Origin of the sequence: Streptomyces sp. NBC_00287 (genome assembly GCF_036173105.1) — a bacterium.
Taxonomy (GTDB): domain Bacteria; phylum Actinomycetota; class Actinomycetes; order Streptomycetales; family Streptomycetaceae; genus Streptomyces.
Window position 1 is genome coordinate 6,557,293 of record NZ_CP108053.1, and the last position, 24,895, is coordinate 6,582,187.

The 24,895-nt window shown below is 70.9% G+C and carries 23 protein-coding genes; 18 read left to right on the forward strand and 5 right to left on the reverse strand.

Features of this window, described 5'->3' with window-relative positions; translation table 11 throughout:
• Positions 1-84 precede the first annotated feature (84 nt).
• Positions 85-1,248 carry a cysteine desulfurase family protein gene (locus OHT76_RS30065; RefSeq protein WP_328873991.1) on the forward strand — a complete coding sequence of 388 codons (1,164 nt, stop codon included), beginning with the start codon at positions 85-87 and terminating at the stop codon, positions 1,246-1,248.
• Positions 1,249-1,261: 13 nt separating this feature from the next.
• Here the strand turns inward: OHT76_RS30065 and OHT76_RS30070 are convergent, their stop codons facing one another.
• Complete coding sequence (locus OHT76_RS30070) at positions 1,262-1,927, reverse strand: N-acetylmuramoyl-L-alanine amidase (RefSeq protein ID WP_328873992.1); 666 nt, start codon at positions 1,925-1,927, stop codon at positions 1,262-1,264.
• A 60-nt stretch (positions 1,928-1,987) separates the two neighbouring features.
• On the opposite strand from OHT76_RS30070, the gene mnmA reads away from it, so the two are divergent.
• Positions 1,988-3,115, forward strand: a complete 1,128-nt coding sequence (gene mnmA, locus OHT76_RS30075; RefSeq protein ID WP_328873993.1) for a tRNA 2-thiouridine(34) synthase MnmA — start codon at positions 1,988-1,990, stop codon at positions 3,113-3,115.
• 16 nt (positions 3,116-3,131) lie between these two features.
• Here mnmA and OHT76_RS30080 read toward each other — a convergent pair whose 3' ends face one another.
• Both OHT76_RS30080 and OHT76_RS30085 read right to left on the reverse strand, forming a co-directional pair.
• Entirely contained in the window at positions 3,132-3,914 is a 783-nt protein-coding gene (locus OHT76_RS30080; RefSeq protein ID WP_328873994.1) for an alpha/beta fold hydrolase, read from the reverse strand.
• Between the two features lie 36 nt (positions 3,915-3,950).
• Positions 3,951-4,274 carry a DUF427 domain-containing protein gene (locus OHT76_RS30085; RefSeq protein ID WP_328873995.1) on the reverse strand — a complete coding sequence of 108 codons (324 nt, stop codon included), beginning with the start codon at positions 4,272-4,274 and terminating at the stop codon, positions 3,951-3,953.
• A gap of 51 nt (positions 4,275-4,325) precedes the next feature.
• On the opposite strand from OHT76_RS30085, the gene OHT76_RS30090 reads away from it, so the two are divergent.
• From OHT76_RS30090 to gatB, 9 genes are all read left to right on the forward strand, one after another.
• Positions 4,326-4,865, forward strand: a complete 540-nt coding sequence (locus tag OHT76_RS30090) for a TIGR00730 family Rossman fold protein (protein ID WP_328873996.1) — start codon at positions 4,326-4,328, stop codon at positions 4,863-4,865.
• 18 nt (positions 4,866-4,883) lie between these two features.
• Positions 4,884-5,582: an SDR family oxidoreductase gene (locus OHT76_RS30095; protein WP_328873997.1), complete on the forward strand. Its 699-nt coding sequence runs from the start codon at positions 4,884-4,886 to the stop codon at positions 5,580-5,582.
• A 61-nt stretch (positions 5,583-5,643) separates the two neighbouring features.
• Positions 5,644-6,645, forward strand: coding sequence for a methionine synthase (locus tag OHT76_RS30100; protein ID WP_328873998.1), 1,002 nt, complete (start codon positions 5,644-5,646; stop codon positions 6,643-6,645).
• A 15-nt stretch (positions 6,646-6,660) separates the two neighbouring features.
• A complete protein-coding gene (ligA, locus tag OHT76_RS30105) occupies positions 6,661-8,853 on the forward strand; it encodes an NAD-dependent DNA ligase LigA (protein ID WP_328873999.1) in 2,193 nt (730 codons plus the stop codon).
• A gap of 270 nt (positions 8,854-9,123) precedes the next feature.
• Positions 9,124-11,340: a putative bifunctional diguanylate cyclase/phosphodiesterase gene (locus OHT76_RS30110; RefSeq protein ID WP_328874000.1), complete on the forward strand. Its 2,217-nt coding sequence runs from the start codon at positions 9,124-9,126 to the stop codon at positions 11,338-11,340.
• Positions 11,341-11,496: 156 nt separating this feature from the next.
• Positions 11,497-11,793, forward strand: a complete 297-nt coding sequence (gatC, locus tag OHT76_RS30115; protein ID WP_007384860.1) for an Asp-tRNA(Asn)/Glu-tRNA(Gln) amidotransferase subunit GatC — start codon at positions 11,497-11,499, stop codon at positions 11,791-11,793.
• 5 nt (positions 11,794-11,798) lie between these two features.
• Entirely contained in the window at positions 11,799-13,292 is a 1,494-nt protein-coding gene (gene gatA / locus OHT76_RS30120; protein WP_328874001.1) for an Asp-tRNA(Asn)/Glu-tRNA(Gln) amidotransferase subunit GatA, read from the forward strand.
• A complete protein-coding gene (locus OHT76_RS30125; RefSeq protein WP_328874002.1) occupies positions 13,289-13,528 on the forward strand; it encodes a hypothetical protein in 240 nt (79 codons plus the stop codon). Before gatA ends, OHT76_RS30125 begins: the two co-directional genes overlap by 4 nt.
• Before the next feature lie 15 nt (positions 13,529-13,543).
• Positions 13,544-15,058, forward strand: a complete 1,515-nt coding sequence (gene gatB / locus OHT76_RS30130; protein WP_328874003.1) for an Asp-tRNA(Asn)/Glu-tRNA(Gln) amidotransferase subunit GatB — start codon at positions 13,544-13,546, stop codon at positions 15,056-15,058.
• Positions 15,059-15,109: 51 nt separating this feature from the next.
• Here the strand turns inward: gatB and OHT76_RS30135 are convergent, their stop codons facing one another.
• A complete protein-coding gene (locus tag OHT76_RS30135) occupies positions 15,110-15,922 on the reverse strand; it encodes an SAM-dependent methyltransferase (RefSeq protein ID WP_328874004.1) in 813 nt (270 codons plus the stop codon).
• A gap of 188 nt (positions 15,923-16,110) precedes the next feature.
• Here OHT76_RS30135 and OHT76_RS30140 point away from each other — a divergent pair, with 188 nt between their 5' ends.
• From OHT76_RS30140 to OHT76_RS30170, 7 genes are all read left to right on the forward strand, one after another.
• On the forward strand, positions 16,111-16,413 hold the full coding sequence (locus OHT76_RS30140) for a hypothetical protein (RefSeq protein ID WP_328874005.1): 303 nt from the start codon (positions 16,111-16,113) through the stop codon (positions 16,411-16,413).
• 193 nt (positions 16,414-16,606) lie between these two features.
• Positions 16,607-18,850, forward strand: coding sequence for an MMPL family transporter (locus OHT76_RS30145; RefSeq protein ID WP_328874006.1), 2,244 nt, complete (start codon positions 16,607-16,609; stop codon positions 18,848-18,850).
• A complete protein-coding gene (locus OHT76_RS30150; protein WP_328874007.1) occupies positions 18,828-19,403 on the forward strand; it encodes a GNAT family N-acetyltransferase in 576 nt (191 codons plus the stop codon). The genes OHT76_RS30145 and OHT76_RS30150 overlap by 23 nt, the downstream gene beginning before the upstream one ends.
• A 35-nt stretch (positions 19,404-19,438) precedes the next feature.
• Entirely contained in the window at positions 19,439-19,969 is a 531-nt protein-coding gene (locus OHT76_RS30155; RefSeq protein WP_328874008.1) for a hypothetical protein, read from the forward strand.
• 188 nt (positions 19,970-20,157) lie between these two features.
• On the forward strand, positions 20,158-20,343 hold the full coding sequence (locus OHT76_RS30160; protein ID WP_328874009.1) for a hypothetical protein: 186 nt from the start codon (positions 20,158-20,160) through the stop codon (positions 20,341-20,343).
• 71 nt (positions 20,344-20,414) lie between these two features.
• Positions 20,415-23,444: a helix-turn-helix transcriptional regulator gene (locus OHT76_RS30165; RefSeq protein ID WP_328874010.1), complete on the forward strand. Its 3,030-nt coding sequence runs from the start codon at positions 20,415-20,417 to the stop codon at positions 23,442-23,444.
• Between the two features lie 49 nt (positions 23,445-23,493).
• Positions 23,494-23,688, forward strand: coding sequence for a DUF6191 domain-containing protein (locus tag OHT76_RS30170; protein WP_328874011.1), 195 nt, complete (start codon positions 23,494-23,496; stop codon positions 23,686-23,688).
• A gap of 9 nt (positions 23,689-23,697) precedes the next feature.
• Here the strand turns inward: OHT76_RS30170 and OHT76_RS30175 are convergent, their stop codons facing one another.
• Entirely contained in the window at positions 23,698-24,870 is a 1,173-nt protein-coding gene (locus OHT76_RS30175; protein WP_328874012.1) for a PQQ-dependent sugar dehydrogenase, read from the reverse strand.
• Positions 24,871-24,895 lie beyond the last annotated feature (25 nt).

A 24,895-nucleotide genomic window follows, 5' to 3' on the forward strand; every position in this document is an offset into this window, starting at 1 on the left:
ACGCGAGCCCGAACCCACGGCACGTCCCAAGCCCGGCGCCCTCATCCCGGCCCATCCACCGCGCGCCGTAGAATCGGCGTCACCATGGCTTACCTCGACCACGCCGCGACCACCCCGATGCTTCCCGAGGCGGTCGAGGCACTCGCCGCGCAGCTGACCGTCACCGGCAACGCCTCCTCCCTGCACGCAGCCGGCCGCCAGGCCCGCCGCACCGTCGAGGAGTCCCGTGAAACCCTCGCGGAAGCACTCGGCGCCCGCCCCAGCGAGGTCGTCTTCACCTCCGGCGGCACCGAGGCCGACAACCTCGCGGTCAAGGGCCTGTACTGGTCCCGCCGGGACGCCGACCCGGCCCGCACCCGGGTCCTGGCCTCCCCCGTGGAGCACCACGCCGTCCTCGACGCGGTCCACTGGCTCGGCGAACACGAGGGAGCCACCGTCGAGTACCTCCCGGTGGACGAGTACGGCCGAGTCCACCCCGAGGCCCTGCGCGAAGCCATCACCCGCAACCCCGACGACGTGGCCCTGGCCACCGTCATGTGGGCGAACAACGAGATCGGCACCATCCTGCCGATCCGCGAACTCGCCGACACCGCCGCCGAGTTCGGCATCCCCCTGCACGCCGACGCCGTCCAGGCCTTCGGCCAGCTCCCGGTGGACTTCGCCGCATCCGGCCTCGCCGCGATGACCGTCTCCGGCCACAAGATCGGCGGCCCGTACGGCATCGGCGCACTGATCCTCGGCCGTGACCACACCCCCGTCCCCGTCCTGCACGGCGGCGGCCAGGAGCGCCAGGTCCGCTCCGGCACCCTCGACGTCCCCGCCGTCGCCTCCTTCGCGGTCGCCGGCCGGCTGGCCGCCGAGCAGCGCGGGTGGTTCGCCCGGGAGATCGGTGCCCTGCGCGACGACCTGATCGCCGCTGTCCGTACGGCCGTCCCGGACGCGATCCTCGGCGGCGACCCGGTGGACCGCCTCCCGGCCAACGCCCACTTCATGTTCCCCGGCTGCGAGGGCGACTCCCTGCTGCTCCTGCTCGACGCCCAGGGCATCGAGTGCTCCACCGGCTCCGCCTGCACCGCGGGCGTCGCCCAGCCCAGCCACGTCCTGCTGGCCACCGGCACCGACCCGGACCTGGCCCGCGGCACCCTCCGCTTCTCCCTCGGCCACACCTCCACGGAGGCCGACGTCGAGGCGGTCGCCAAGGCGATCGGCCCGGCGGTGGAAAGGGCCCGGGCGGCAGGCCTCAGCTAGGGGTGGCCACGGCTCACGCCACGGCCGTACGCGCCTGCCGTACGAGCTTCATGTACCGCTCCCAGTCCCAGTGCTCGCCCGGATCCGTGTGGTCCGTACCCGGCACCTCGACATGGCCGATGATGTGCTCGCGGTCGACGGGAATGTCGTAGCGCGCGCATATTCGGGCCGTGAGCCGCGCCGAAGCCTCGTACATCTCGTCCGTGAAGCCCTCGGGCCGGTCCACGAAGCCCTCGTGCTCGATGCCGACACTGCGTTCGTTGTAGTCGCGGTTGCCCGCGTGATACGCCACGTCCAGCTCGCGGATCATCTGGGCGATGTGGCCGTCCTTGCGGACGATGTAGTGCGAGGCCGCGCCGTGCTCCGGGTCCTGGAACACCTGCACCGCGCTGTCGAAGCTGCCCTGGGTGACATGGATGATCACCATGTCGATGCCGTAGTCGTCGGGCCGGTCGGCCCGCCGCCAGTTCGCGTCCGACGCCGCCACCCACCGCGCGCCCGCGAAGTCGACCTCACCCTCCTTGCGCGGTTTCTCCACGCCGGGCATCCGCCACCACAGCCGCCCCAGCTCGTCGCGCGCCAGCACGGCGGTGCCCACCGCGGCGGTCGCGCCGCCGATCAGCAGCGCCCGCCGTCCGATGCGCCGGTCCGTGTCCTTGGATGCCTTCCTCGCCCCCATGTGATCGTCAACGGATACTCGTGGGCTCCGGTTCCCGCGGACCCGTACTCTTGAAGAGTTATGACTGATACCACCCCGCAGCGCCCCCTTCGCGTACTCGCCGCCATGTCCGGAGGCGTGGACTCCGCCGTAGCCGCCGCCCGCGCCGCGGAAGCCGGCCACGACGTGACCGGAGTCCACCTCGCGCTCTCCGCGAACCCCCAGTCGTTCCGTACGGGCGCGCGAGGCTGTTGCACCATCGAGGACTCGCGTGACGCGCGCCGCGCCGCGGACGTCATCGGCATCCCGTTCTATGTGTGGGACCTCGCCGACCGCTTCCGCGAGGACGTGGTCGAGGACTTCGTCGCCGAGTACGAGGCGGGCCGCACCCCGAACCCCTGTCTGCGCTGCAACGAGAAGATCAAGTTCGCCGCGCTGCTGGACAAGGCGCTGGCCCTCGGCTTCGACGCGGTCTGCACCGGCCACTACGCCAAGGTGATCGTGAACTCGGACGGCACGCGCGAGCTGCACCGCGCCTCCGACATGGCCAAGGACCAGTCGTACGTCCTCGGCGTCCTGGACGACAAGCAGCTCGCCCACGCGCTCTTCCCGCTCGGCGACACGGTGACGACGAAGGACGAGATCCGCGCGGAGGCCGAGCGCCGGGGTCTCGCGGTCGCGAAGAAGCCCGACTCGCACGACATCTGCTTCATCGCCGACGGCGACACCCAGGGCTTCCTGGCGAAGCGGCTCGGCAAGGCCGAGGGCGACATCGTCGACGAGTCCGGCGCCAAGCTGGGCACGCACGAGGGGGCGTACGGCTTCACCATCGGCCAGCGCAAGGGGCTGCGCATCGGCACCCCGGCCGCCGACGGCAAGCCGCGCTACGTCCTCGACATCTCCCCGGTCGACAACACGGTCACGGTCGGTCCGGCGGCAGCTCTCGACGTCACCGCCCTGCGCGCGATCAAGCCCCGCTGGTGCGGCACCGCCCCCACCGGGCCCGGCACCTACACCGCCCAGCTCCGCGCCCACGGCGGCGAGACCGAGGTCTCCGCCGAACTGATCGACGGCACCCTGGAGGTCGCGTTCACCGAGCCGGTCCGCGGCGTGGCCCCCGGCCAGGCGATCGTCCTGTACGACGGCACGCGCGTGGTGGGCTCGGCGACGATCTCCACGACCACGCGCGCGACGGCGGGCGTGGCCTGAGCGGTCGTACGACGGGCTAGGCGCCGAAGAACTCGGCCAGCACCGGGCCGAGGACCTGCGGTTCCACCATGTGGGTCTGGCCCGGCAGGGAGCGGTACGTGCCCTGCGGTGCCGCCTCCGCAATCGCCTGCGCGGCCTCCCGCATCCACGCGGGGCTCGCGCCGCCCGCGATGGCCAGCAGCGGTGCCTCGACCGAGGCCAGCCGGTCGCGCGGCACCCCGCCGTCGCCCATGACGGCGGCGTCGTAGGCGAGGCTCGGTGCGATGGCCTCCATACCGGCCCACATGGGGGACTGGCGGGCGCCCTGGATCATGGTCTCGGCGAGCCCGGTGAGCCGCAGGAACAGCTCGACGGCGTCTCCTCGCCGGCCCTCTCCGAGCGCCTCGGTCAGGCGCTCGGTGTATGTGGCCCACTCGGCCTTCCCGCCCTCGTACACGGCGAACGGCGTCTCGTACACGGCCACCTGACGGACCGGCAGCCCGCTCGCCGCCGCCTCCAGCGCCAGCGCGCCGCCCGAGGAGACCCCGCACAGCGCCGCCTCGCCGCCCACCACCTCGAGCAGCACCGCGAGATCCTCGACCTCGCGGGCCACGTCGTACGGCGCCGTAGCGCCGCTCTCACCACGGCCCCGGCGGTCGTACGTCACCACCGTGAACCGGTGCCCCGCAAGGGACTCGGCCAAGGGAGCCAGCGTGGCGCCCGTGGACATCGCGCCGCTGACGAGGACGACCGCCGGGCCGTCACCGGTGCTCTCGTACGCGAGGGAGGTGCCGTCGCGCGAAATGGTCTTGTGTCCCATGCCCGACAGACTGCCATCGGGCACCGGACTATTCGGTCACAACACCTCTACTTCGTAGAAGCACAGGTGGTCCTTGATCTGGGCGACGTCCGGCTTGGGCTCGGGGTACGCCCACGCCAGGTCCGCGGTGTCCGGCAGCGACCAGTAGGAGGCCGTGCCCTTGAAGGGGCAGTACGTGTGGGTGTCGGAGGGCGTCAGCAGGTCGAGACGTACGTCCTCGGGCGGAAGGTAGTAGCGCTCGGGACAGCCGGTCTCCCGCAGGACGAGCGGGCGGTCGCTCTCCGCGAGGACCTCGCCGTCGTGGACGACCCGCACGCGCCGCGTGCCCTGCTCGATCGTGATCGTGTGTCCATCAGCCATGGTTGGTGCAGCGCGTGTGGGGCGCCGGTTCTTCCCGCGTACGGTTGCTGCATGCGAATCTGCGTCTTCCTCTCCGCTGCCGATCTCGACGAGCGTTACACCCGCCCCGCGCGGGAGTTCGCGAACCTGCTGGGCAAGGGCGGTCACACGCTCGTGTGGGGCGGCTCCGACGTGGGGCTGATGAAGGTGGTCGCCGACGGGGTGGAGCAGGCGGGCGGGCGGCTGCTCGGTGTGTCCGTGGACTTCCTGGCCGCGAAGGCCCGCCCGGGTGTCGACGAGATGCTTGTCGCCCGGGACCTCGCCGAGCGGAAGAAGCTGCTGCTGGAGAAGGCCGACGCGGTGGTGATCATGGTCGGTGGTACGGGCACGCTCGACGAGGCCACGGAGATCCTGGAGCTGAAGAAGCACGGGCACACGGACAAGCCGGTGGTGCTGCTGAACACGGCGGGCTTCTACGACGGCCTGAAGCAGCAGTTCCGACGCATGGAGGACGAGGGTTTCCTTCCGCGGCCACTGTCCGACCTGGTGTTCTTCGCAGAGGAGCCGGTGGGGGCGCTGGCGTATCTGGAGGAGAGCCAGGGCGTGGAGTGACCGCCCTGTAGTGCGACGATGGCCGGTATGGCTACTCATGTGATCACCGGAGCCGGTTCCGGCATCGGCGCGGCCGTGGCGCGTCGGCTGCACGCGCGCGGGGACGAACTTGTGCTGCACGCGCGTGACGCGGGGCGGGCGAAGGAGTTGGCGGCGGAGTTTCCCGGGGCGAGGACGCTGGTGGGTGACCTTGCCGACCCCGACAAGCTGTCGTGGGCGTTCTCGCACCAGTCGCTTCCGGACCGGGTGGACTCGCTGCTCCACGTCGCGGGCGTGGTGGACCTGGGGAAAGTGGGCGAACTGACCCCCAAGTCCTGGCGCCACCAGCTGAACGTCAACCTCATCGCCCCGGCGGAGCTGACCCGGCACTTCCTGCCCCAACTCCGGGCCACCCGGGGACACGTGGTCTTCGTGAACTCGGGCGCGGGCTTGAACGCGCATGCCGACTGGTCGGCTTACGCGGCGTCAAAGCACGGTCTGAAGGCGCTGGCGGATTCGCTGCGCCACGAGGAACACGCGAACGGTGTCCGTGTCACGTCGGTCTACCCCGGCCGTACGGCGAGCCCTATGCAGGTGAAGGTCCACCAGCAGGAGGGCAAGGAGTACGACGAGTCGAGGTGGATCGACCCGGAGTCGGTGGCGACGACGATCCTGACGGCCCTGGACCTCCCGAGGGACGCGGAAATCAACGACGTAGTGGTCCGCCCGGGCCGCTGAAGCCCTTCTTCGCGGGGGCGGAAGAAGCTTGCGGTGCCCACACCTACGTAGGCTTCCCTGCGTGAACGCACACTTCAGCTTCGCCCCCGCCACCGGCGTCGGCTCCATGCCCGGCGGCGACGCCCGGGAGGCCGCCAAGACGGTCACCGGATCCGTCGAGGACTTCCCGTACCTCGCCGAACTGCCCGCCCGCGGCCCTGGCGCGGACATGATCGGCCGTACCGCAGGAATGCTCGTCGAGCTGTACGCACGCGTGGAGCCCAGCGGCTGGCGGATCGGAGACCGGCCGGGACGGGACACCAAGCGCGCCCGCTCCTGGCTCGGCGAAGACCTCGACGCGCTGGAGGAGTTCACCCAGGGATACGAGGGACAGGTCAAGGTGCAGGCCGTCGGCCCCTGGACCCTCGCCGCTGCCCTCGAGCTGAAGAACGGGGAGTCCGTGCTCTCCGACCAAGGCGCCTGCCGCGACCTCACCGCCTCCCTCACCGAAGGCATCCGACTCCACCTCGCCGAGGTCCAGCAGCGCATCCCCGGCGCCCAACTCGTCCTCCAGCTCGACGAACCATCCCTCACATCAGTGCTCCGGGGGCAGGTCAAAACCGCCAGCGGATACCGCACCCACCGCGCCGTCGACCGCCAGATCGTCGAGGCCGCCCTCCGCGAAGTCCTCGGGGTTCACGAAGGCCGGCCCGTCGTGGTCCACTCATGCGCACCGGACGTCCCCTTCGGACTGCTCCGCCGCGCCGGCGCCACCGCGATCTCCTTCGACTTCTCGCTCCTCACCGAGCGTGACGACGAGACCATCGGAGAGGCGGTCGAGGCGGGCACCCGGCTGTTCGCAGGTGTCGTCCCGGGCACGGACGGCCCATTGTCAGACCCTGCCGGTAGCGTCATGGGTGTCAGGACGCTGTGGCGCAGGCTGGGGCTGCGACCGGGGCTTCTCGCGGAGTCCGTCACGGTCACTCCGGCGTGCGGACTCGCGGGCGCTTCCCCGGAGTACGCCCGCAAGGCTCTCGCCCACTGCGTCCGGGCGGCGAGATCCCTCGCGGACAACCCAGAGTAACGGGAGGACAACACGGTGGCCGGCGACAAGCAAGCGGAGACGACGGTGCCCGCCGAGGCGCGGGAAAAGCACGCCAAGCTCGCTGAGCAGATCGAGGAGCACCGCTTCCGGTACTACGTGAAGGACGCTCCGGTCATCAGCGACGCGGAGTTCGACAAGCTCCTGCGCTCCCTCGAGGCGCTGGAGGACGAGTACGCCGAGCTCCGCACACCCGACTCACCGACCCAGAAGGTCGCGGGGGCGTACGAGACGGAGTTCACGGCCGTCCAGCACCGCCGGCGCATGCTCTCCCTGGACAACGCCTTCGACGACCTGGAGCTCGCCGCCTGGGCCGAGCGCGTCCACAAGGACGTCGGCACCTCCGCGTACCACTTCCTGTGCGAGTTGAAGGTCGACGGCCTCGCCGTGAACCTGACGTACGAGCACGGACGGCTGACGAGGGCCGCGACCCGAGGCGACGGCCGTACCGGCGAGGACATCACTCCCAATGTGCGCACCATCGCTGAGATCCCCGACCGGCTGACCGGCGACAGCATCCCGGACCTGGTCGAGATCCGCGGCGAGGTCTACTTCCCGATGGAGAAGTTCGAGGAGCTCAACGCCCGTCTGGTCGAGGCGGGCGACAAGCCCTTTGCCAACCCGCGCAACGCCGCCGCCGGTTCGCTGCGCCAGAAGGACCCGCGCGTCACCGCCACCCGCCCGCTGCACATGGTCGTCCACGGCATCGGCGCACTGGAGGGCTCCGACGGCCTCACCCGCCTCTCCCAGGCGTACGACCTGCTCAAGACCTGGGGACTGCCCACCTCCCGACACAACAAGGTGGTCGGCGACCTCGACGGCGTCCGGCAGTTCATCGCCTACTACGGCGAGAACCGCCACTCCGTGGAGCACGAGATCGACGGAGTCGTCGTCAAGCTCGACGAGATCCCGCTCCAGGGCCGCCTCGGCTCCACCTCGCGCGCGCCGCGCTGGGCTATCGCGTACAAGTACGCGCCGGAGGAGGTCAACACCAAGCTGGTCAACATCCGCGTGGGCGTGGGCCGTACGGGCCGGGTGACGCCGTACGCCCAGGTCGAGCCGGTGACGGTGGCCGGCTCGGAGGTCGAGTTCGCCACCCTGCACAACCAGGACGTGGTCAAGGCCAAGGGCGTCCTCATCGGCGACACCGTGGTGCTGCGCAAGGCCGGAGATGTCATCCCGGAGATCCTCGGCCCGGTCGTCGACCTGCGCGACGGCAGCGAGCGCGAGTTCGTGATGCCGAGCGAATGCCCCGAGTGCGGTACGGCGCTCAGGCCCATGAAGGAGGGTGACGTCGACCTGCGCTGCCCGAACGCCCGGAGCTGCCCGGCCCAGTTGCGCGAGCGCCTGTTCTACCTCGCGGGCCGCAAGTCGCTGGACATCGAGCACTTCGGATACGTCGCCGCGGCCGCGCTCACCAAGCCGCTGGAGCCCGAGGACCCGCCGCTGATCGACGAGGGCGATCTGTTCGACCTCACTATCGAGCGGCTGCTGCCCATCAAGGCGTACGTCCTCGACCAGGACAGCGGTCTGCCCAAGCGGGACCCGAAGAGCGGCGAGGAGAAGATCGCGACGGTCTTCGCCAACCAGCAGGGCGAGCCGAAGAAGAACGCGCTTGCCATGCTGGAGAACATCCAGGCGGCCAAGGAGCGTCCGCTCGCCCGGGTCCTCACGGGCCTGTCGATCCGTCATGTGGGCCCGGTGGCCGCGGAGGCGCTGGCCCGGGAATTCCGCTCGATCGAGCGGATCGAGCAGGCGAGTGAGGAGGAGCTGGCGGCCACCGACGGCGTCGGCGCGATCATCGCTGCCTCGCTCAAGGAGTGGTTCGCCGAGGAGTGGCACCAGGAGATCCTGCGCAAGTGGCGAGCGGCCGGTGTCCGCATGGAGGAGGAGGGCTCCGGCGAGGACCAGGGCCCGCGCCCGCTCGAAGGGCTCACCGTCGTTGTGACCGGCACCTTGGAGCACTTCACCCGGGACGGCGCCAAGGAGGCGCTGCAGACCCGTGGAGCGAAAGTGACCGGTTCGGTTTCGAAGAAGACGTCCTTCGTCGTTGTGGGTGACAATCCTGGTTCGAAGTACGACAAGGCGATGCAGCTCAAGGTGCCTGTTCTGAACGAGGACGGCTTCAACGTCCTGCTGGAACAAGGCCCCGAGGCGGCGGCCGAAGTCGCGCTTCCGACCGAGGAGTAGCGAGAAGTAGCGGTTGAAGGCCACCCGATCGGCGCATATCAGATGCATACGGGTGGCCGGGGCGCATTCGGGCAACCGTCGACGACCGCTGCCCGTGGAAGCCTTCTGCGGCCTACTGTTGAGATGTGCGCCTGCCGTGCCCAGCTGCGGTTGGGGCATTCCCTTGCTCTTGATGAGCTGGGGGAAGGGTTTTCCAACGCGGTGCCGCCCAGAGTTGTCGGGCATCGGGGCCGCGTGGCGTGGGCACCGCCGGCTGTGAGAGGGACGGGAATGGAACCGACCGAGAGCGCCGCCCCGGACTCACGGCTGCGCCGGTTCACCGGCGCCTGGCGGACGATCCGCTGGTCCGGGTGGGCCGCCGGGCGTCCAGCGGGACCGCCCACCGGGCCGGACGGCCTCGGCGCCGCACAGCTCACCGTCGAGCGCGTCCCCGGCCTGTCGGAGAGCGAGGCCGAACGGCACCTGTCCTGGCCCGCCCTGCCCGCGGCCGTCGTCGCGGCGGCCGGCTTCGTCCTCGGCGCCGGCTTCTACCGCGCCTTCACCGGCGGCCACGCCCTCTTCCCGTCCGGCACCGTCGGCTGGTCGCTCGCCGTGCTCACCGGCGTCATCGTCGGCCACCTCGTCGCCCTCGGCCGCGCCCGCTGGTGGGGCGGCACCGGCTCCGGCGCCGCCCTCACCCTCGCCGTCCTGATGCTCTACGGCTGGGTGCCCGCCGGCATGGTCAGCCTCACCGTCGTCGTGCTGGTCGGCATAGCCCGCCGCCACCGCTGGCGGCAGGGCGTCCTGCACGGCTCGGTGGACATCCTCGGCATCGCCGCCGGCGCCCTGGTGCTCGCCGCGTTCGGCCGGGTGCCGTCCGTCGAGGCCCCCTGGAACCCCGACACCTGGACCTTCTACACCGCCCCCGAGGTAGTGCTGGTCGCCACCGCCTACCTCCTGGTCAGCCGCACCCTGCTGTGGTACCTGCACGCCCCGCGCACCGGAGGACTGCCCACCGTCGCCCGCACCGCCCTGCTCAGACAGGGCCTGGTCGCCGTCGCCCTGCTCGGTATCGCCCCGCTGGTCTGTGTCGTCGCCATGGCCAAGCCGGTGCTGCTGCCGCTGTTCGCCATCCCGCTGATCGCCCTCGACTCCACCCTGTGGATAGCCCGGGCCCGCGCCGAGGAGCAGTTGCGCGACCCGCTGACCGGACTGCCCAACCGGCAGTGGCTGCTGGAGCGCATCTGGACCGCGCTCGACGACGCCGAGCGGATCGGCGCCCGGTCCGCACTGATGGTGATCGACCTGGACCGGTTCCGATCGGTCAATGACACGCTCGGTCATCTCGCCGGTGATCGGCTGCTGCTCCAGATAGCCGACCGGCTCCGGCTGGCGCTGCCCCGCGGGGCCGAGGCCGCGCGCCTGGGCGGTGACGAGTTCGCGGTCTTACTGCCGGTCGCCGACTCCACGACGTCCGCGATCCGGGTCGCCCGCAGTCTGGTCGCCGACCTCAGCTCCCCTCTCGACCTCGACGGCCTCACCCTGGTCCTGGAGGCCAGCGCCGGCGTCGCCGTCTTCCCCGACCACGCCCTGGACGCCGAGGGCCTGCTGCGCCGCGCGGACGTGGCGATGTACCAGGCGAAGCGGGACCGTACGGGCGTAGAGGTGTACGAGTCCAAGCGGGACTCCAACACCCCGGACCGCCTCGGTCTTCTCGGCGATCTGCGCCGGGCGCTGGACGCGCACGAGGTGCAGCTGCACTACCAGCCCAAGGTCCGCTTCGACGGCCAGGTCGCAGGCCTTGAGGCGCTGGTCCGCTGGGTGCATCCGGAGCGCGGGAAGGTGCCGCCGGACGAGTTCATAGCCATCGCCGAGTCCTCCGGGCTGATGCCCTATCTCACCGAGTACGTGCTGGACACGGCGCTCGCCCAGGTCGCCAAGTGGCGGGCCCAGGGCCTGTATGTCCCGGTCGCCGTCAATGTCTCCCCGCGCGACGTCCACACCCCGGGCTTCGCCGGATCGGTCGCCGCCCGGCTCGCCCGGCACGGCGTCCCGGCGGGCTCACTCCAGTTGGAGATAACCGAGCACGTCCTCCTGGAGGACCCGCAGCGCGCCGCCGACACCCTCGCGGGCCTGACCGGGCACGGCGTGAAGATGTCCCTGGACGACTTCGGCACGGGTTATTCCTCCCTCGTGCATCTGCGCCGCCTGCCCGTCAGCGAGCTGAAGATCGACCGCTCGTTCGTGGCCCGGCTCGCCATCGACAACGAGGACGCGGAGATCGTGCGCTGCACGGTCGACCTCGCGCACTCCCTCGGCCTGCTGGTCGTCGCCGAGGGCGTCGAGGACGACGAGACCTGGGAGCGGCTGCGCGACCTGGGCTGCGACGCCGTACAGGGCTGGCTGGTCGCCGCGGCGATGCCTCCCGAGGAGACGACGGCCTGGTTGCGGGCGAGGGGATCACGGGGTTGGCAGAGGCCGAGGGCGGCCCTGCCGGCGGCGGAGTGACGTGCCACGACGGCGCCGCAGCCGCCGAACGACCCTCTGAGGCACTTCCATCCGCGGGGCCCGAGCCGCACTCCCGGGAAACCGTTTAACGGCCGGAGGCCCCCGCCCCATAGGATTGGGCCCAAACCACACGCACTCACCCCAGAGGATCGCTGCATGCCTGGCATCACGCGCGAGGAGGTCGCCCACCTCGCCCGGCTGGCGCGTCTGGAGCTGAAGCCCGAAGAGCTCGAGCACTTCGCGGGACAGCTGGACGACATCATCGGCGCGGTCGCACGCGTCAGTGAGGTCGCCGACCAAGACGTACCGCCGACCTCGCACCCGCTCCCGCTGACGAACGTCATGCGGGCGGACGAGGTCCGTCCGTCGCTCACCCCCGAGCAGGCGCTCTCCGGCGCCCCGGCCCAGGAGCAGCAGCGTTTCAAGGTGCCGCAGATCCTGGGGGAGGACTAATCGCCATGACGGACATCATCAAGCTCACGGCCGCCGAGACCGCCGCGAAGATCGCCTCCGGCGAGCTCACGGCCGTCGAGGTCACCGAGGCCCACCTCGCGCGCATCGAGGCCGTCGACGAGAAGGTGCACGCCTTCCTGCACGTCGACCGCGAGGGCGCTCTAGCCCAGGCGCGTGCCGTCGACGAGAAGCGGGAGAGGGGCGAGAAGCTCGGCCCCCTCGCCGGCGTCCCTCTCGCGCTCAAGGACATCTTCACCACCGAGGGCATCCCGACGACCGTCGGCTCGAAGATCCTGGAGGGGTGGATTCCGCCGTACGACGCCACCCTCACCAAGCGTCTGAAGGCCGCTGACGTCGTCATCCTCGGCAAGACCAACATGGACGAGTTCGCCATGGGGTCGAGCACCGAGAACAGCGCCTACGGCCCCACCGGCAACCCCTGGGACCTCACCAAGATCCCCGGTGGCTCCGGTGGCGGTTCCTCCGCCGCGCTGGCCGCGCACATGGCGCCCCTGGCCATCGGCACCGACACCGGCGGCTCCATCCGCCAGCCGGCCGCCGTCACCGGCACGGTCGGTGTGAAGCCGACGTACGGCGCGGTCTCCCGCTACGGCATGGTCGCCTTCTCCTCATCCCTCGACCAGGGCGGGCCCTGCGCCCGTACGGTCCTGGACGCGGCCCTGCTGCACGAGGTCATCGCCGGGCACGACCCGATGGACTCCACCTCGATCGACGCCCCGGTCCCGCCGGTCGTCGAGGCCGCCCGCAACGGCAGCGTCGAGGGCATGCGCGTCGGCGTCGTCAAGCAGTTCCGCGGTGAGGGCTACCAGGCCGGTGTCATCCAGCGCTTCGACGAGTCCGTGGCTCTGCTCAAGGAGCTGGGCGCCGAGATCGTCGAGCTGGACTGCCCGTCCTTCGACCTCGCGCTCTCCGCGTACTACCTGATCGCGCCCTCCGAGTGCTCCTCCAACCTCGCCCGCTTCGACGGCCTGCGCTACGGCCTGCGCAGCGGCGACGACGGCACGCACTCCGCCGAGGAGGTCACCTCCCTCACCCGTGAGGCGGGCTTCGGCCCCGAGGTCAAGCGCCGCATCATGCTGGGCACCTACGCCCTGTCGAGCGGCTACTACGACGCGTACTACGGCAGCGCCCAGAAGGTCCGTACGCTCATCACGCGCGACTTCGAGAAGGCGTTCGAGCAGGTGGATGTCATCGTCTCGCCGACGACGCCGACCACCGCCTTCGCGATCGGCGAGCGCGCCGACGACCCGATGGCGATGTACCTCGCGGACCTGTGCACCATCCCGACCAACCTGGCGGGCAACGCGGCCATGTCGCTGCCCTGCGGTCTCGCCCCGGAGGACAACCTCCCGGTCGGTCTCCAGATCATCGCCCCGGCGTTGAAGGACGACCGTCTGTACAAGGTGGGGGCAGCCGTAGAGGCCGCCTTCGTGGAAAGGTGGGGCCACCCGCTTCTTGAGGAGGCTCCGTCACTGTGAGCAAGCTGTCCAAGGCCAAGGACTTCAAGAAGTCCAAGTCCGGTACGTACCTGTCGATGGCCACCACCGCGTTCGGCGCGTTCGGTGTCGCCAAGCAGATCAAGAAGGCCCGCGCCGAGCAGGACACGCTGAGGCTGATCGACGCCACCGTCTCCGCGGTCGCGGTCGTCACCGGCCTCGCCATCCTGTACCGCGAACTGAAGCGGCTGGGCGACGACGACGTCCTGCTGGGCTGAGAGGGAAGTTTCACCGTGACCACCACGACCGACCTGGTGTCGTACGAGGACGCGCTGGCGTCGTACGACCCCGTCATGGGCCTTGAGGTCCATGTCGAACTCGGCACCAAGACCAAGATGTTCTGCGGCTGTTCGACCGAGCTCGGCCAGGACGCGAACACCCAGACCTGCCCGGTCTGCCTCGGCATGCCCGGCGCGCTCCCGGTCGTCAACGCGACCGGCGTCGAGTCGGCGATCAAGATCGGTCTCGCGCTGAACTGCGAGATCGCCGAGTGGTGCCGCTTCGCCCGGAAGAACTACTTCTATCCGGACATGCCGAAGAACTTCCAGACCTCCCAGTACGACGAGCCGATCGCCTTCAACGGCTATCTCGACGTGCAGCTGGAGGACGGCGAGACCTTCCGCGTGGAGATCGAGCGCGCCCACATGGAGGAGGACACCGGCAAGTCGACGCACGTCGGCGGTGCCACGGGCCGTATCCATGGCGCCTCGCACTCGCTGCTGGACTACAACCGCGCCGGCATCCCGCTCATCGAGATCGTCACCAAGCCGATCGAGGGTGCGGGCGAGCGTGCTCCCGAGGTGGCGAAGGCGTACGTCCGTGAGCTGCGCGAGGTCATCAAGGCGCTCGGTGTGTCGGAAGCCCGCATGGAGATGGGGCAGATGCGCTGCGACGTGAACCTGTCGCTGCGCCCGCACGGCCGCGAGAAGTTCGGCACGCGTTCCGAGACGAAGAACGTCAACTCGCTGCGGTCCGTGGAGCGTGCGGCCCGTTTCGAGATCCAGCGGCACGCGGCGGTGCTGTCTTCGGGCGGCACGATCATCCAGGAGACCCGCCACTTCCACGAGGACACCGGGTCGACGACCTCGGGCCGCGTGAAGGAGGAGGCCGAGGACTACCGGTACTTCCCGGAGCCGGACCTGGTACCGGTCGCGCCCACCCGTGAGTGGGTCGAGGAGATCCGCGCCGGGCTGCCGGAGCTGCCGCTGGTCCGCCGCAACCGACTCCTCGCGGAGTGGGGCATCTCGGCCACCGAGATGCAGGCGATCCTCAACGCCGGTGCGCTGGACCTGATCGTCGCCACGATCGACGCCGGTGCCGACGCCGCCTCCTCCCGTAAGTGGTGGATGGGCGAACTGGCCCGTAGCGCCAACGAGTCGGGCAAGTCGCTGGACGAGCTGGCGATCACTCCGGCGCAGGTCGCCCGGGTCACCGAGCTGGTTTCGAAGGGTGACCTGAACGACAAGCTGGCCCGTCAGGTCATCGAGGGCGTCCTCGCGGGCGAGGGCACCCCGGACGAGGTCGTCGACAAGCGCGGTCTGAAGGTCGTCTCCGACGAGGGCGCCCTGACCACCGCCGTCGAGGAGGCCATCGCCGGCAACCCGGGCATCGCCGACAAGATCCGCGGCGGCAAGGTGGCCGCGGCCGGCGCCCTGGTGGGCGCGGTCATGAAGGCGACCCGGGGTCAGGCCGACGCGGCCCGCGTCAAGGAGCTGATCCTGGAGAAGCTGGGCGTCAGCGAGGGCTGAGCCGAGTCGCGTACGGCCCCGGAGGCAAGTCCTCCGGGGCCGTTGCGCTGCTTACTTACGGCGTCCTACGAGTCGTACGAAGCCCAGTGCCCGGCCCTCGTCCGCCCGTACCGCCTCGCCGACCCGGCGGGCCATCGTGCGATGGAACTCCTCCGGGCTCTCCTCGGCGATGACGTCGCACCACAGCAGCCAGTCCCGCCAGCCGTCCGGCTGCCAGTCGGCCGCCTCGACCTCGACGGCTCCGCCGCGCGTCCACTGGCGTCGCCACCAGTCGGCGGAGTGGAAGCACCACCAGTCGGGCTCCCACCACTGCTCGAGATGCTCCGGCGGCTCGACGCCGTCCAGTTCCTCCCGCAGTGCGGGCATGACGACGCCGATCCGCCCGCCCGGCTTCAGCAGCCGGGTCAGGGTGGGCAGATAGAGGTCGTTCGTGCCGAAGTACTGGTACGCGTCGATACTCACGATCGCGTCGAAGCTGCCCTCGGCGAAGGGCAGATCATGCGCCTCGGTGTGCACGGGCAGCACCCGGTCGGCGAATCCGGCCTCGGCGATGCGCTGTGCGTTCTCGTAGGGTTTGACCCACAGGTCGGCCGCGGTGACCTGGGCGTCGTACTCCCTGGCCAGGAAGACTGAGGTCATGGCACGGCCGCAGCCCAGGTCGAGCACGCGGGCGCCGGGGCGCAGGGCGTCCAGGCCGAGGGCGGGCGCGAGCCACTCCAGCAGCCACAGGGCGTTCGGGCCCATCTGGTTCTCGATGACCCAGCGGATGTCGTAGGTGTTGCTGCGCGGGTAGCGGGTGTGGGTCAGCCGCTTGGCGAGGTCCTCATTCGAGGGCCCCGTCAGCGGCGGGGTGATGTCTGGCATCGGTGAACGGGCTCCTTGAGTCCGGGGAAGCGGAAAGGGATACGTCGGAGCTCGGTCGGACGCTCAAACAATGCACCTGCTTCGGCCGGCGGCAAGGGGCCGCGAGAACGGCGGACCAAGGGACACTAGCAACCGTGCGTACGGCCCCGCACCTGGTTTCTCAGGGGGACGCGCTACGCTCGCCCGCCATGAGTGGACGCCCCGATTCCGAGCACCCCGCGGACATAGCCGAGGCGCACGAGGTGCACGACGCGCGCCGGGCCCGCTGGACGGCGGCCACGGTCGGCGCACTGCTGACCCTGGCCGGCCTCGCCGCCTCGACGCTCCGCGCCACCGGCTCCGCCCCGGCGCTCGTCCCGGCCGCCTACGCCCTCGGCGCCGCCGTCTGCGGCCTCGCGGCCTTCCTCGGCTCCCGGGGCCGTACCCGGTGGGCGCTGTGGCTGCTGATCGTCGGGGTGACGGTGATGGCGTTCGGAGACCAGTTCGACTGACGTGACAGTGTGGCCGTTACTGTCCTGTGATCTGGCTCGCACTCCTGTGAATAAACCCACGAACGCATTAAACGATCACTTTCACCTGCAAGAGTGGTCTTCGCATTGCTCATGCGTTCTTTGCGGGCTGTTCACCACATGAACGACTGTTCCCGGCTAAAGATCCATAAATCGCACCCCTGGGAGCAGGTTCGTGGCAGCCCTCGCACGCTGGTGTGTCCAGCGCCGCCTCGTCGCCGTACTGCTGTGGCTCCTTGCGCTCGGCGGGGTGAGCGCGGCCGCGGCCGTCGCGGGCTCGGCCTACTCGAACGACTACGAGGTCTCCGGCACCGACTCGGGCCGCGCCGTCCAGCTGCTCCAGGAGGGCTTCCCCGAGGTAGGCGGTGACAGCGACACCGTCGTCTGGCACACCACGTCCGGCACCGTCCGTGCCGTCGCCGTCGAACAGACCATGACGCAGACCCTGGACGAGATCGCCGAGCTGCCCGGAGTGGCCGCCGTGGTCAGCCCGTACGGCGAGCAGGGCGCCGCGCAGATCAGCGAGGACGGTCGTACGGCATACGCCACGGTCACCTTCGGTGACCGGGCCGAGAACCTCGACGCGTCCGAGGTGCAGGCCGTCGTCAGCGCGGCGCAGGACGCCGAGGGCGACGGGCTCCAGGTGGAGCTGGGCGGCAGCGCCATCGCGCTCACCGAGTCCAGTGGCGGGCATCTCGCCGAGGTGGTCGGAGTGGCCGTCGCCGCGCTCGTCCTCTTCCTCGCCTTCGGCTCGCTCGCCGCCTCCCTGCTGCCCATCGCCACCGCCCTGGTCAGCGTCGGCACCGCCTACGCCGGGACCGTGCTGCTCGGGCACGCCATGACCGTCGCCGACTTCGCGCCCATGCTCGGCATGCTGATCGGGCTCGGCGTCGGCATCGACTACGCGCTGTTCATAGTGACCCGGCACCGGCGCGGCCTGAAGCGCGGGCTGCCCGTCGCCGAGTCCATCACCAACGCCGTCGCGACCACCGGACGGGCGGTCGTGTTCGCGGGCGCCACCGTTTGCATCGCCCTGCTGGGCATGCTGATCCTGCGGCTGAACTTCCTCAACGGCGTCGCCATCGCGGCCTCGCTGACCGTGGTGCTCACCGTCGCGGCCTCGGTGACTCTGCTGCCCGCCCTGCTCTCCTTCATCGGCATGCGCGCCCTGAGCCGCCGTGAGCGGCGCAGGCTGGTCGAGCACGGACCCGAACCCGAGCTGCCGACCGGGCTCGCCGCCCGCTGGTCGGCGTTCGTCGAGCGCCACCCCAAGTTGCTCGGCGCCCTCGCCCTGGTCGTCATCACGATCCTCGCGCTGCCCACGCTCTCCCTGCGCCTGGGCACCTCCGACCAGGGCAACAACCCCGAGACCGCCACCACCCGCCAGGCCTACGACCTCCTCGCCGAGGGCTTCGGACCCGGCGTCAACGGCCCGCTGACCCTGGTGACGCACGTCGACGGCGGCGACGACAAGCTCGCCCTGGACAACCTCGACGCCACCCTCCGCTCCACCGAGGGCGTCGCCTCCGTGACCCCGGTGACCTTCAACTCGGCGGGCGACACCGCGTACCTCACACTCGTCCCCGAGTCCTCGCCGCAGTCCCACAGGACCAGCGACCTCGTGGAGCGGCTGCGCTCCGAGGTGCTGCCCCGCGCCGAGACGGGCACCTCCCTCGATGTGCACGTCGGCGGGGTGACGGCCGGCTACGACGACTTCGCCGACGTCATCGTCGGCAAGCTGCCGCTGTTCGTGGGCGTCGTCGTGGGCCTCGGCTGTCTGCTGCTCCTGCTCGCCTTCCGGTCCATCGGCATCCCGCTGAAGGCCGCCGCGATGAACATCGCCGCCGTGGCCGCGTCCTTCGGCATCGTCGTCGCCGTCTTCCAGTGGGGCTGGGGGAGCGAGCTGCTGGGCCTCGGCAGTGCCGGGCCGATCGAGCCCTTCCTTCCCGTGATCATGGTGTCCGTGCTCTTCGGGCTCTCCATGGACTATCAGGTGTTCCTGGTCAGCCGGATGTACGAGGAGTGGCTGGAGACCGGCGACAACCGGCGGGCCGTCCGGATCGGCCTCGCCGAGACCAGCCGGGTGATCAACTCCGCCGCGGTCATCATGATCTCGGTCTTCCTCGCCTTCGTGCTCAGCGGCGACCGGGTGATCGCCATGTTCGGCATCGCCCTCGCCGCCGCCGTCGCCCTGGACGCCTTCGTCCTGCGTACGCTGCTGGTGCCCGCGCTGATGCATCTGCTCGGCGGCGCCAACTGGTGGCTGCCGCGCTGGCTTGACGCCCGGCTGCCGCGGATCAGCATCGAGGCGCCCGAGTCCCGCGCCGCCCATGAGAGGCTGGCCGCTGCGACGGACGCCGAGGTGGCGGACGTACTGGCGAAGGAGCAACGGCAGGATGTACGCGATATCGCTGGGTGACGACGGCGCCGAACTGCGGCCCCTGGAGCCCTGGCACGCCGAGGAGTTCCTCGCGCACCTGGAGCGGGGCCGGGAGTTCATCAACCAGTACGTCCCGTTCGCCTCGAAGGCCAAGGACACCGCCGGTGCCCGCGAAGTCCTCCAGCGCTATGCCGACATGCGCGCCGCCGACACCGGGTCCCTGCACGGCCTGTGGCTGGACGGGAAGCTCGTCGGCGGGGTGCTCTTCCTGAACTTCGACGCGGAGAGCCGCAACTGCGAGGTCGGGTGCTGGCTGGAACCGGCCGGGACCGGACGCGGGCTCGTCACGCGCGCGATGCGGGTGCTGCTCGACTTCGCGTTCGGTGAGCGCGGTATGCACCGCGTGGAGTGGCACGCGGCGGCGGCCAACGAACCCAGCATCAATGTGGCGCGGCGGCTCGGCATGTCCCGGGAGGCCGTGCTGCGGGAGAACTACCCTCATCGGGGCGTACGCCACGACACCGAGGTGTGGGCGATCCTCGCCCCCGAGTGGCACGACGCACGCGCGCGTACCGCTCACAAGGATCATTAAGAAACCTCTCAGACAGCCCCCCTACGGTGCGAGACATGGGAACGAAGACAGTGGACGTGACGAAGACAGCCGAGGAGCCGGAGGCCGTCGAGGCCACCGAGCCCGACGACGAAGTGACGGATGAGGTGACGGAGGCCGAGGCCGCCGCCCCGGAGACCACGGACGAGGGCCCCTCCTTCATCGGCCAGGGCGCCGCCGCGGTCGTCTCCGCGGCGCTCGGCCTGGTGTCGCTGACGGGTGGCTGGATCGGTACGGTCGCCGCCGCCCGCGAGACCCTCGTCGGCCAGCTGGAGACCTCGTCGAGCGCGAGCGTGGCCCAGCAGGTCAAGGAGGTCTACGGCGACGCCTGGCAGACCACCGCCCTGTGGGCGGGCCTGTTCGCGCTCATCGCCCTGATCGCCGGCGTCGTGGTGCTGGCCCGGCCCGCGTTCGGCGTCCCCGGCAAGCCGCAGCCCGTGTGGATCAAGTCGGTCGCCTGGGGCGGCGTCGCGCTCGGTGTGATCGGCCTGCTGATGGCCGTACTGAAGTACACCGACGTCCTGCTCGGCCTGCCCTCCACCAGCTGAGACACCGCAGGTCCTGAGGGGTCTTAGGGCATCCGTAAGCACCTTACGGAGCCCCTGAGGCCCCTCACGCGCGTCTAAGGCCCCGCCTGCCGCCGAAGATGCGGAACTCTCCCGATGTGGCGGACCCCCCTGGGAAACGAGAGTTGAGGCATCGCAGAAAGCGAAGCCGAATCTCTCAAGGGGACATCATGTTCGAGTACGAGCTCCACCACCTCCGCTCCGCCGAGCTCATCCGCGAGGCCCAGAACGACCGGCTGGTCCGCGAGATCATCCGTGGCCGCCGCGCCGCCCGCCGGGAAGCGGCCCGCCAAGACGGAGAGAGCGAGGTGCATACCTCCCGCCGCGGCCGGCTCCGCTCCGCCCGCACCGCGTGAGCACCCAGGGACGGGGGGACCTGCTTGCCCTCCTCCCGAAAACCGGTGCCCCGCTGTCAGAGCCTCGTGCGATGCTCTGGCCCGTGGAAAACCAGTCCGTCAGCCCTGTGTTCGTCGGTCGCGCCGACGAGGTGCAGACCCTGGACGACGCGCTCGCCCGCGCTGAGGCGGGCGAGCCCCAGGCGCTGCTCCTCGGCGGCGAGGCCGGGGTCGGCAAGACCCGCCTCGTCGAGGAGTTCGCGGCCCGCGCATCCCGCGCGGGAGCCGTGATCGCGCTCGGCGGCTGTGTCGAGATCGGCGCCGACGGACTGCCCTTCGCCCCCTTCTCCACCGCCCTGCGCGCCCTGCGCCAGGAACTCCCCAGCGAACTCGCAGCCGCGGCCGCGGGCCAGGAGGAGGAACTCGCCCGACTGCTGCCCGAACTCGGCGAGACCGGCTCCAGGCGCTACGACGAGAACGGCATGGCCCGCCTCTTCGAACTCACCGCCCGCCTGCTGGAACGCGTCGCCGCCGACCGCACGGTCGTCCTCGCCCTGGAGGACCTGCACTGGGCCGACGCCTCCACCCGCCACCTCCTCGCCTACCTCCTCCGCACCCTGCGCACCGGCCGCCTGGTCGTCCTCGCCACCTACCGCTCCGACGACATCCACCGCCGCCATCCGCTGCGCCCCCTGCTCGCCGAACTCGACCGGCTGCGCACCGTCCGCCGGATCGAACTCGCCCGCTTCAACCGTGCCGAGGTCGGCCGCCAGATCGCCGGGATCCTCGCCGCCGAACCCGACCCGGTCCAGGTCGACGAGATCTTCGAACGCTCCGATGGCAACGCCTTCTTCGTCGAGGAACTCGCCGTCGCCGCCCACGAGGGCTGCTGCACCGGGCTCACCGACTCCCTGCGCGATCTGCTCCTGGTGCGAGTGGAGGCGCTGCCCGAGACCGCCCAGCGGGTCGCCCGGATCGTCGCCGAGGGCGGCTCCACCGTGGAGTACCGGCTGCTCGCCGCCGTCGCCCGGCTCGCCGAGGACGATCTCATCGAGGCGCTGCGGGCCGCCGTGGGCGCCAGCATCCTCAGCGCCGCGCCCGGCGGTGACGGCTACCGCTTCCGGCACTCCCTGGTCCGCGAGGCCGTGAGCGACGATCTGCTGCCCGGCGAACGCTCCCGCCTCAACCGCGCCTACGCCGAGGCCCTGGAGGCCGATCCGAGCCTCGTCCCCGCCGACGAACGCGTCATGCGCCTGGCCAGCTACTGGTACCACGCCCACGACCCCGCCAAGGCCCTGCCCGCCGTCCTGGACGCCTCCGTCACGGCCCGCTGCCGGCACGCCTACTCCGAACAACTGCGGCTCCTGGAACGCGCGATGGAGCTGTGGGACACCGCCCCCGAGGACGTACGAGCCACCCTGCGCCCCGTCGACTACACCGAGGTCTACCCGCCCTGCGGCTGCGACCCCGCCACCGCGCCCCTGCGCTATCTCGACCTGATGGCCGAGGCCGCCGTCGCCGGGCGGCTGTGCGGGGAGCGGGAACGCGCGCTGAAGATCACCAAGCGGGCGCTGCATCTGCTGGACGACGAGGGCGACCCCCTGCGGGCCGCGTGGTTCTGGATCCAGCGCTCCCGGCTGGTCCAGGCGCAGGCCCGCGGCGACGGCTGGCAGGAGATCGCCACCGCCCAGGAACTGGTCCGCGGACTGCCGCCGTCCGAGGTGCACGCCGAGGTGCTGGCCACCGCGGCCGCCTGGGCCATGGTCCGGGCACCGGGCCCCGAGGCCATGACCGCCGCCGAGCGCGCCGTCGAGTACGCGCGCATGGTGGGCGCCACCGACATCGAACTGAACGCCCGCCTCACTCTCGGCGTGCTCCTCGTCGGCGCCGGGGACATCGAGACCGGGCTCGCCCTGATGCACGAGGTCCGGGAGCAGGCGCTGCCGCTCGGGCTGCCGTCCGTGCTGGGCCGCAGCCACATCAACCTGGCGTCCAGCCTCGAAGGCATCGGCCGCTCCGAGGAAGCGGTGGGCGTCCTGCGCGAGGGCCTACGACTCGCCCAGGACCGGGGCCTGAGGGACTCCGAGGCCTGGCTCTGGGCCAACCTCGGCGAGGCGCTGATCTCCCTGGGTCACTGGGAAGAGGGCACCGAGGCCGCGGTCACCGCCCAGCGCACGGGACAGGTCGCCAAGCCGCGCGGCTGCGCCGCCCACTGCCTGGCCCACGTCGCGCTGGCCCGAGGGCGGCTGGACGAGGCCGCCCGCTACCTGGCCGACGGCCGCGCCTCCTACGGCACCCACGACCCCATGCCGCAGAACAACCTGCCGCTGTCCAGGCTCGCAATAGCCATCGCCGCCGCCGAGGGCCGCATCCTCGACGCCCGAGCCGAACTCGCGAGCACCCTCGACACCGGCTTCCCGCCCGGCACCCAGCGCTACGCCTGGCCCCTGCTGCTGGCCGCCGCCACCGCCGAAGCCGACGCCCGGGACCTGCCCGGCGCGGGCGAGGGCAGGACCGAGACCCTGCAACACCTCTTCGGCGCGGTGAAGACCCTCACCACGGATGCGCCCATCTGGTACGCCTACGAGCAGTGGGTCCGCGCGGAACTCCACCGCGCCGAGGGCCACGCGCCCGTCGACCTCTGGTCAAAGGTTGTCACCGCCTTCGAACAACTCCAACGCCCCTACGACCTCGCCCGCGTCCGCCACCGCCTGGCGGAGGCGCTCCTGACGGCGGGCGGCGAGAACGACCGAGCCTCCGCGGCGGAACTGCTCCGCCTCGCCCACGCGGTCGCCTGCCATCTGGGGGCCCGCCCTCTGGCAGAGGAGGTCACGTCGCTGGCCCAGCGAGCCCGCCTCCCTCTGACTCCGGACGCACCCCGCGCATCCGCCGACACCCTCGGCCTCACCAGCCGAGAACACGACGTCCTCCGCCTGGTCTCAGCGGGCCGTACCAACCGCCAGATAGCCGAGGAACTCTTCATCTCCCCGAAGACGGCCAGCGTCCATGTGTCCAACATCCTCGCCAAGCTGGGCGTCGCGGGGCGGGGGGAGGCTGCGGCGGTGGCGCATCGGATGGGCTTGTTCGCCCCCGACCCACTCCGCGCACCGACGGCGGGATGAGGCGGCAGGCCGCGGCGTACGCTGTCAGGGACCGGCCAGGGAGGGCGTCATGTTCAACATGTTCGAGGAACTGTTCGCACCCGGCCGCAAGCACACCCGCGATGAGCAGAACCGGCTGGAGCTCACCCGGGAAGACGTCGGGGACGGGGATCCCGGGCGCGGGCCGATAGATCTCGCGTCCGGGAAGGTCGTCGTGCGGATGCCGGTGGAGGAACCAGAAGTCGCTGAAGGCGACGGGGACTGAGTCTCCGCCTTACTTCACCTGCACCTCCAGGATCTTGTCGTCGCCGCCCTCCGGCGAGCCTCGGCCGTCCGTCTCGCTCGTCACCAGCCACAGCTTGTCGCCGCCCGCCGAAACCACCGTGCGCAGTCGGCCGTGGTCGCCCTCCAGGAAGGCCTGCGGTTCGGCCGAGGCCTCCGTGCCCTTCAGGGGGATGCGCCACAGGCGCTCGCCCCTCAGGCCCGCCATCCAGATCGAGCCCTCGGCGTAGGCGATGCCGCTGGGGGAGGCCTCGTCCGTCGTCCACTGGGCTATCGGGTTGTGGAACGCCGGGTCGTCCGACTTGCCCTCCGCCTCCGGCCAGCCGTAGTTGTCGCCCGGCTTGATCGCGTTCAGTTCGTCCCAGGTGTCCTGGCCGAACTCCGCCGCGAACAGACGCTGCTTGGTGTCCCAGGCCAGGCCCTGCACATTGCGGTGGCCGTACGAGTACACCGGGGAGTTCGGGAAGGGGTTGCCCGGGGCCGGTTCGCCCTCCGGGGTCAGGCGCAGGATCTTGCCGCCCAGGGACTTCTTGTCCTGGGACAGTCCCTCCTCGCCGCTCTCGCCCGTGCCCGCGTACAGCATCTTGTCGGGGCCGAAGGCGATCCGGCCGCCATTGTGGACGAAGCCCTTGGGGATGCCCCTGAAGATCGTGTCGGGCGCGCCCAGTTGCTCACCGGACGGCTTGTCCTCGTCGAGGAGCATCCGGACTATGCGGTTGTCCGAGGCCGAGGTGAAGTACGCGTAGATCATGTGGTCCGAGGCGTAGTCCGGGGAGAGCGCGAGGCCCATCAGGCCGCCCTCTCCGGCCGGGGACACCCCGGGCACCTCGCCCAGCTCGGTCTTCTTGCCGGTCTCGGGGTCGACCCGGGTGATCGTGCCCTCGTCACGGGAGGAGACGAGCAGGTCGCCGTCCGGGAGCGGGGCGAGGCCCCACGGGGTCTTCAGATCCTCGGCGACCGTGCGCACCACCTTGGCCGAGCCCTTGGCAGGCGGGGCATCCTCGGACGTGCCTGGCGAAGGGGCCGCCCCCGTCGCCGTACCTCCCGGTGTGGCGCTCTCGCCGCCCGAAGTGTCTCCACCTCCCTCGTCGGAGGAACACCCGGCCGTCAGCAGGAGCGCGGCCGCGGCCAACACGGCCGACACAGCTCGACGTTGCACGATCATGGTCCCTTCGACGCGGCGACCCCCC

Coding starts and splice junctions, on each gene's coding strand:
- OHT76_RS30065 (WP_328873991.1), top strand. CDS start 85: ATGGCTTACCTCGACCACGCCGCGACCACCCCGATGCTTCCCGAGGCG.
- gatC (WP_007384860.1), top strand. CDS start 11,497: ATGCCTGGCATCACGCGCGAGGAGGTCGCCCACCTCGCCCGGCTGGCG.
- OHT76_RS30140 (WP_328874005.1), top strand. CDS start 16,111: ATGAGTGGACGCCCCGATTCCGAGCACCCCGCGGACATAGCCGAGGCG.
- OHT76_RS30170 (WP_328874011.1), top strand. CDS start 23,494: ATGTTCAACATGTTCGAGGAACTGTTCGCACCCGGCCGCAAGCACACC.
- OHT76_RS30070 (WP_328873992.1), bottom strand. CDS start 1,927: ATGGGGGCGAGGAAGGCATCCAAGGACACGGACCGGCGCATCGGACGG.
- OHT76_RS30090 (WP_328873996.1), top strand. CDS start 4,326: ATGCGAATCTGCGTCTTCCTCTCCGCTGCCGATCTCGACGAGCGTTAC.
- gatA (WP_328874001.1), top strand. CDS start 11,799: ATGACGGACATCATCAAGCTCACGGCCGCCGAGACCGCCGCGAAGATC.
- OHT76_RS30085 (WP_328873995.1), bottom strand. CDS start 4,274: ATGGCTGATGGACACACGATCACGATCGAGCAGGGCACGCGGCGCGTG.
- OHT76_RS30095 (WP_328873997.1), top strand. CDS start 4,884: ATGGCCGGTATGGCTACTCATGTGATCACCGGAGCCGGTTCCGGCATC.
- OHT76_RS30135 (WP_328874004.1), bottom strand. CDS start 15,922: ATGCCAGACATCACCCCGCCGCTGACGGGGCCCTCGAATGAGGACCTC.
- OHT76_RS30175 (WP_328874012.1), bottom strand. CDS start 24,870: ATGATCGTGCAACGTCGAGCTGTGTCGGCCGTGTTGGCCGCGGCCGCG.
- OHT76_RS30160 (WP_328874009.1), top strand. CDS start 20,158: ATGTTCGAGTACGAGCTCCACCACCTCCGCTCCGCCGAGCTCATCCGC.
- OHT76_RS30150 (WP_328874007.1), top strand. CDS start 18,828: ATGTACGCGATATCGCTGGGTGACGACGGCGCCGAACTGCGGCCCCTG.
- mnmA (WP_328873993.1), top strand. CDS start 1,988: ATGACTGATACCACCCCGCAGCGCCCCCTTCGCGTACTCGCCGCCATG.
- OHT76_RS30155 (WP_328874008.1), top strand. CDS start 19,439: ATGGGAACGAAGACAGTGGACGTGACGAAGACAGCCGAGGAGCCGGAG.
- OHT76_RS30110 (WP_328874000.1), top strand. CDS start 9,124: ATGGAACCGACCGAGAGCGCCGCCCCGGACTCACGGCTGCGCCGGTTC.
- OHT76_RS30165 (WP_328874010.1), top strand. CDS start 20,415: ATGCTCTGGCCCGTGGAAAACCAGTCCGTCAGCCCTGTGTTCGTCGGT.
- OHT76_RS30080 (WP_328873994.1), bottom strand. CDS start 3,914: ATGGGACACAAGACCATTTCGCGCGACGGCACCTCCCTCGCGTACGAG.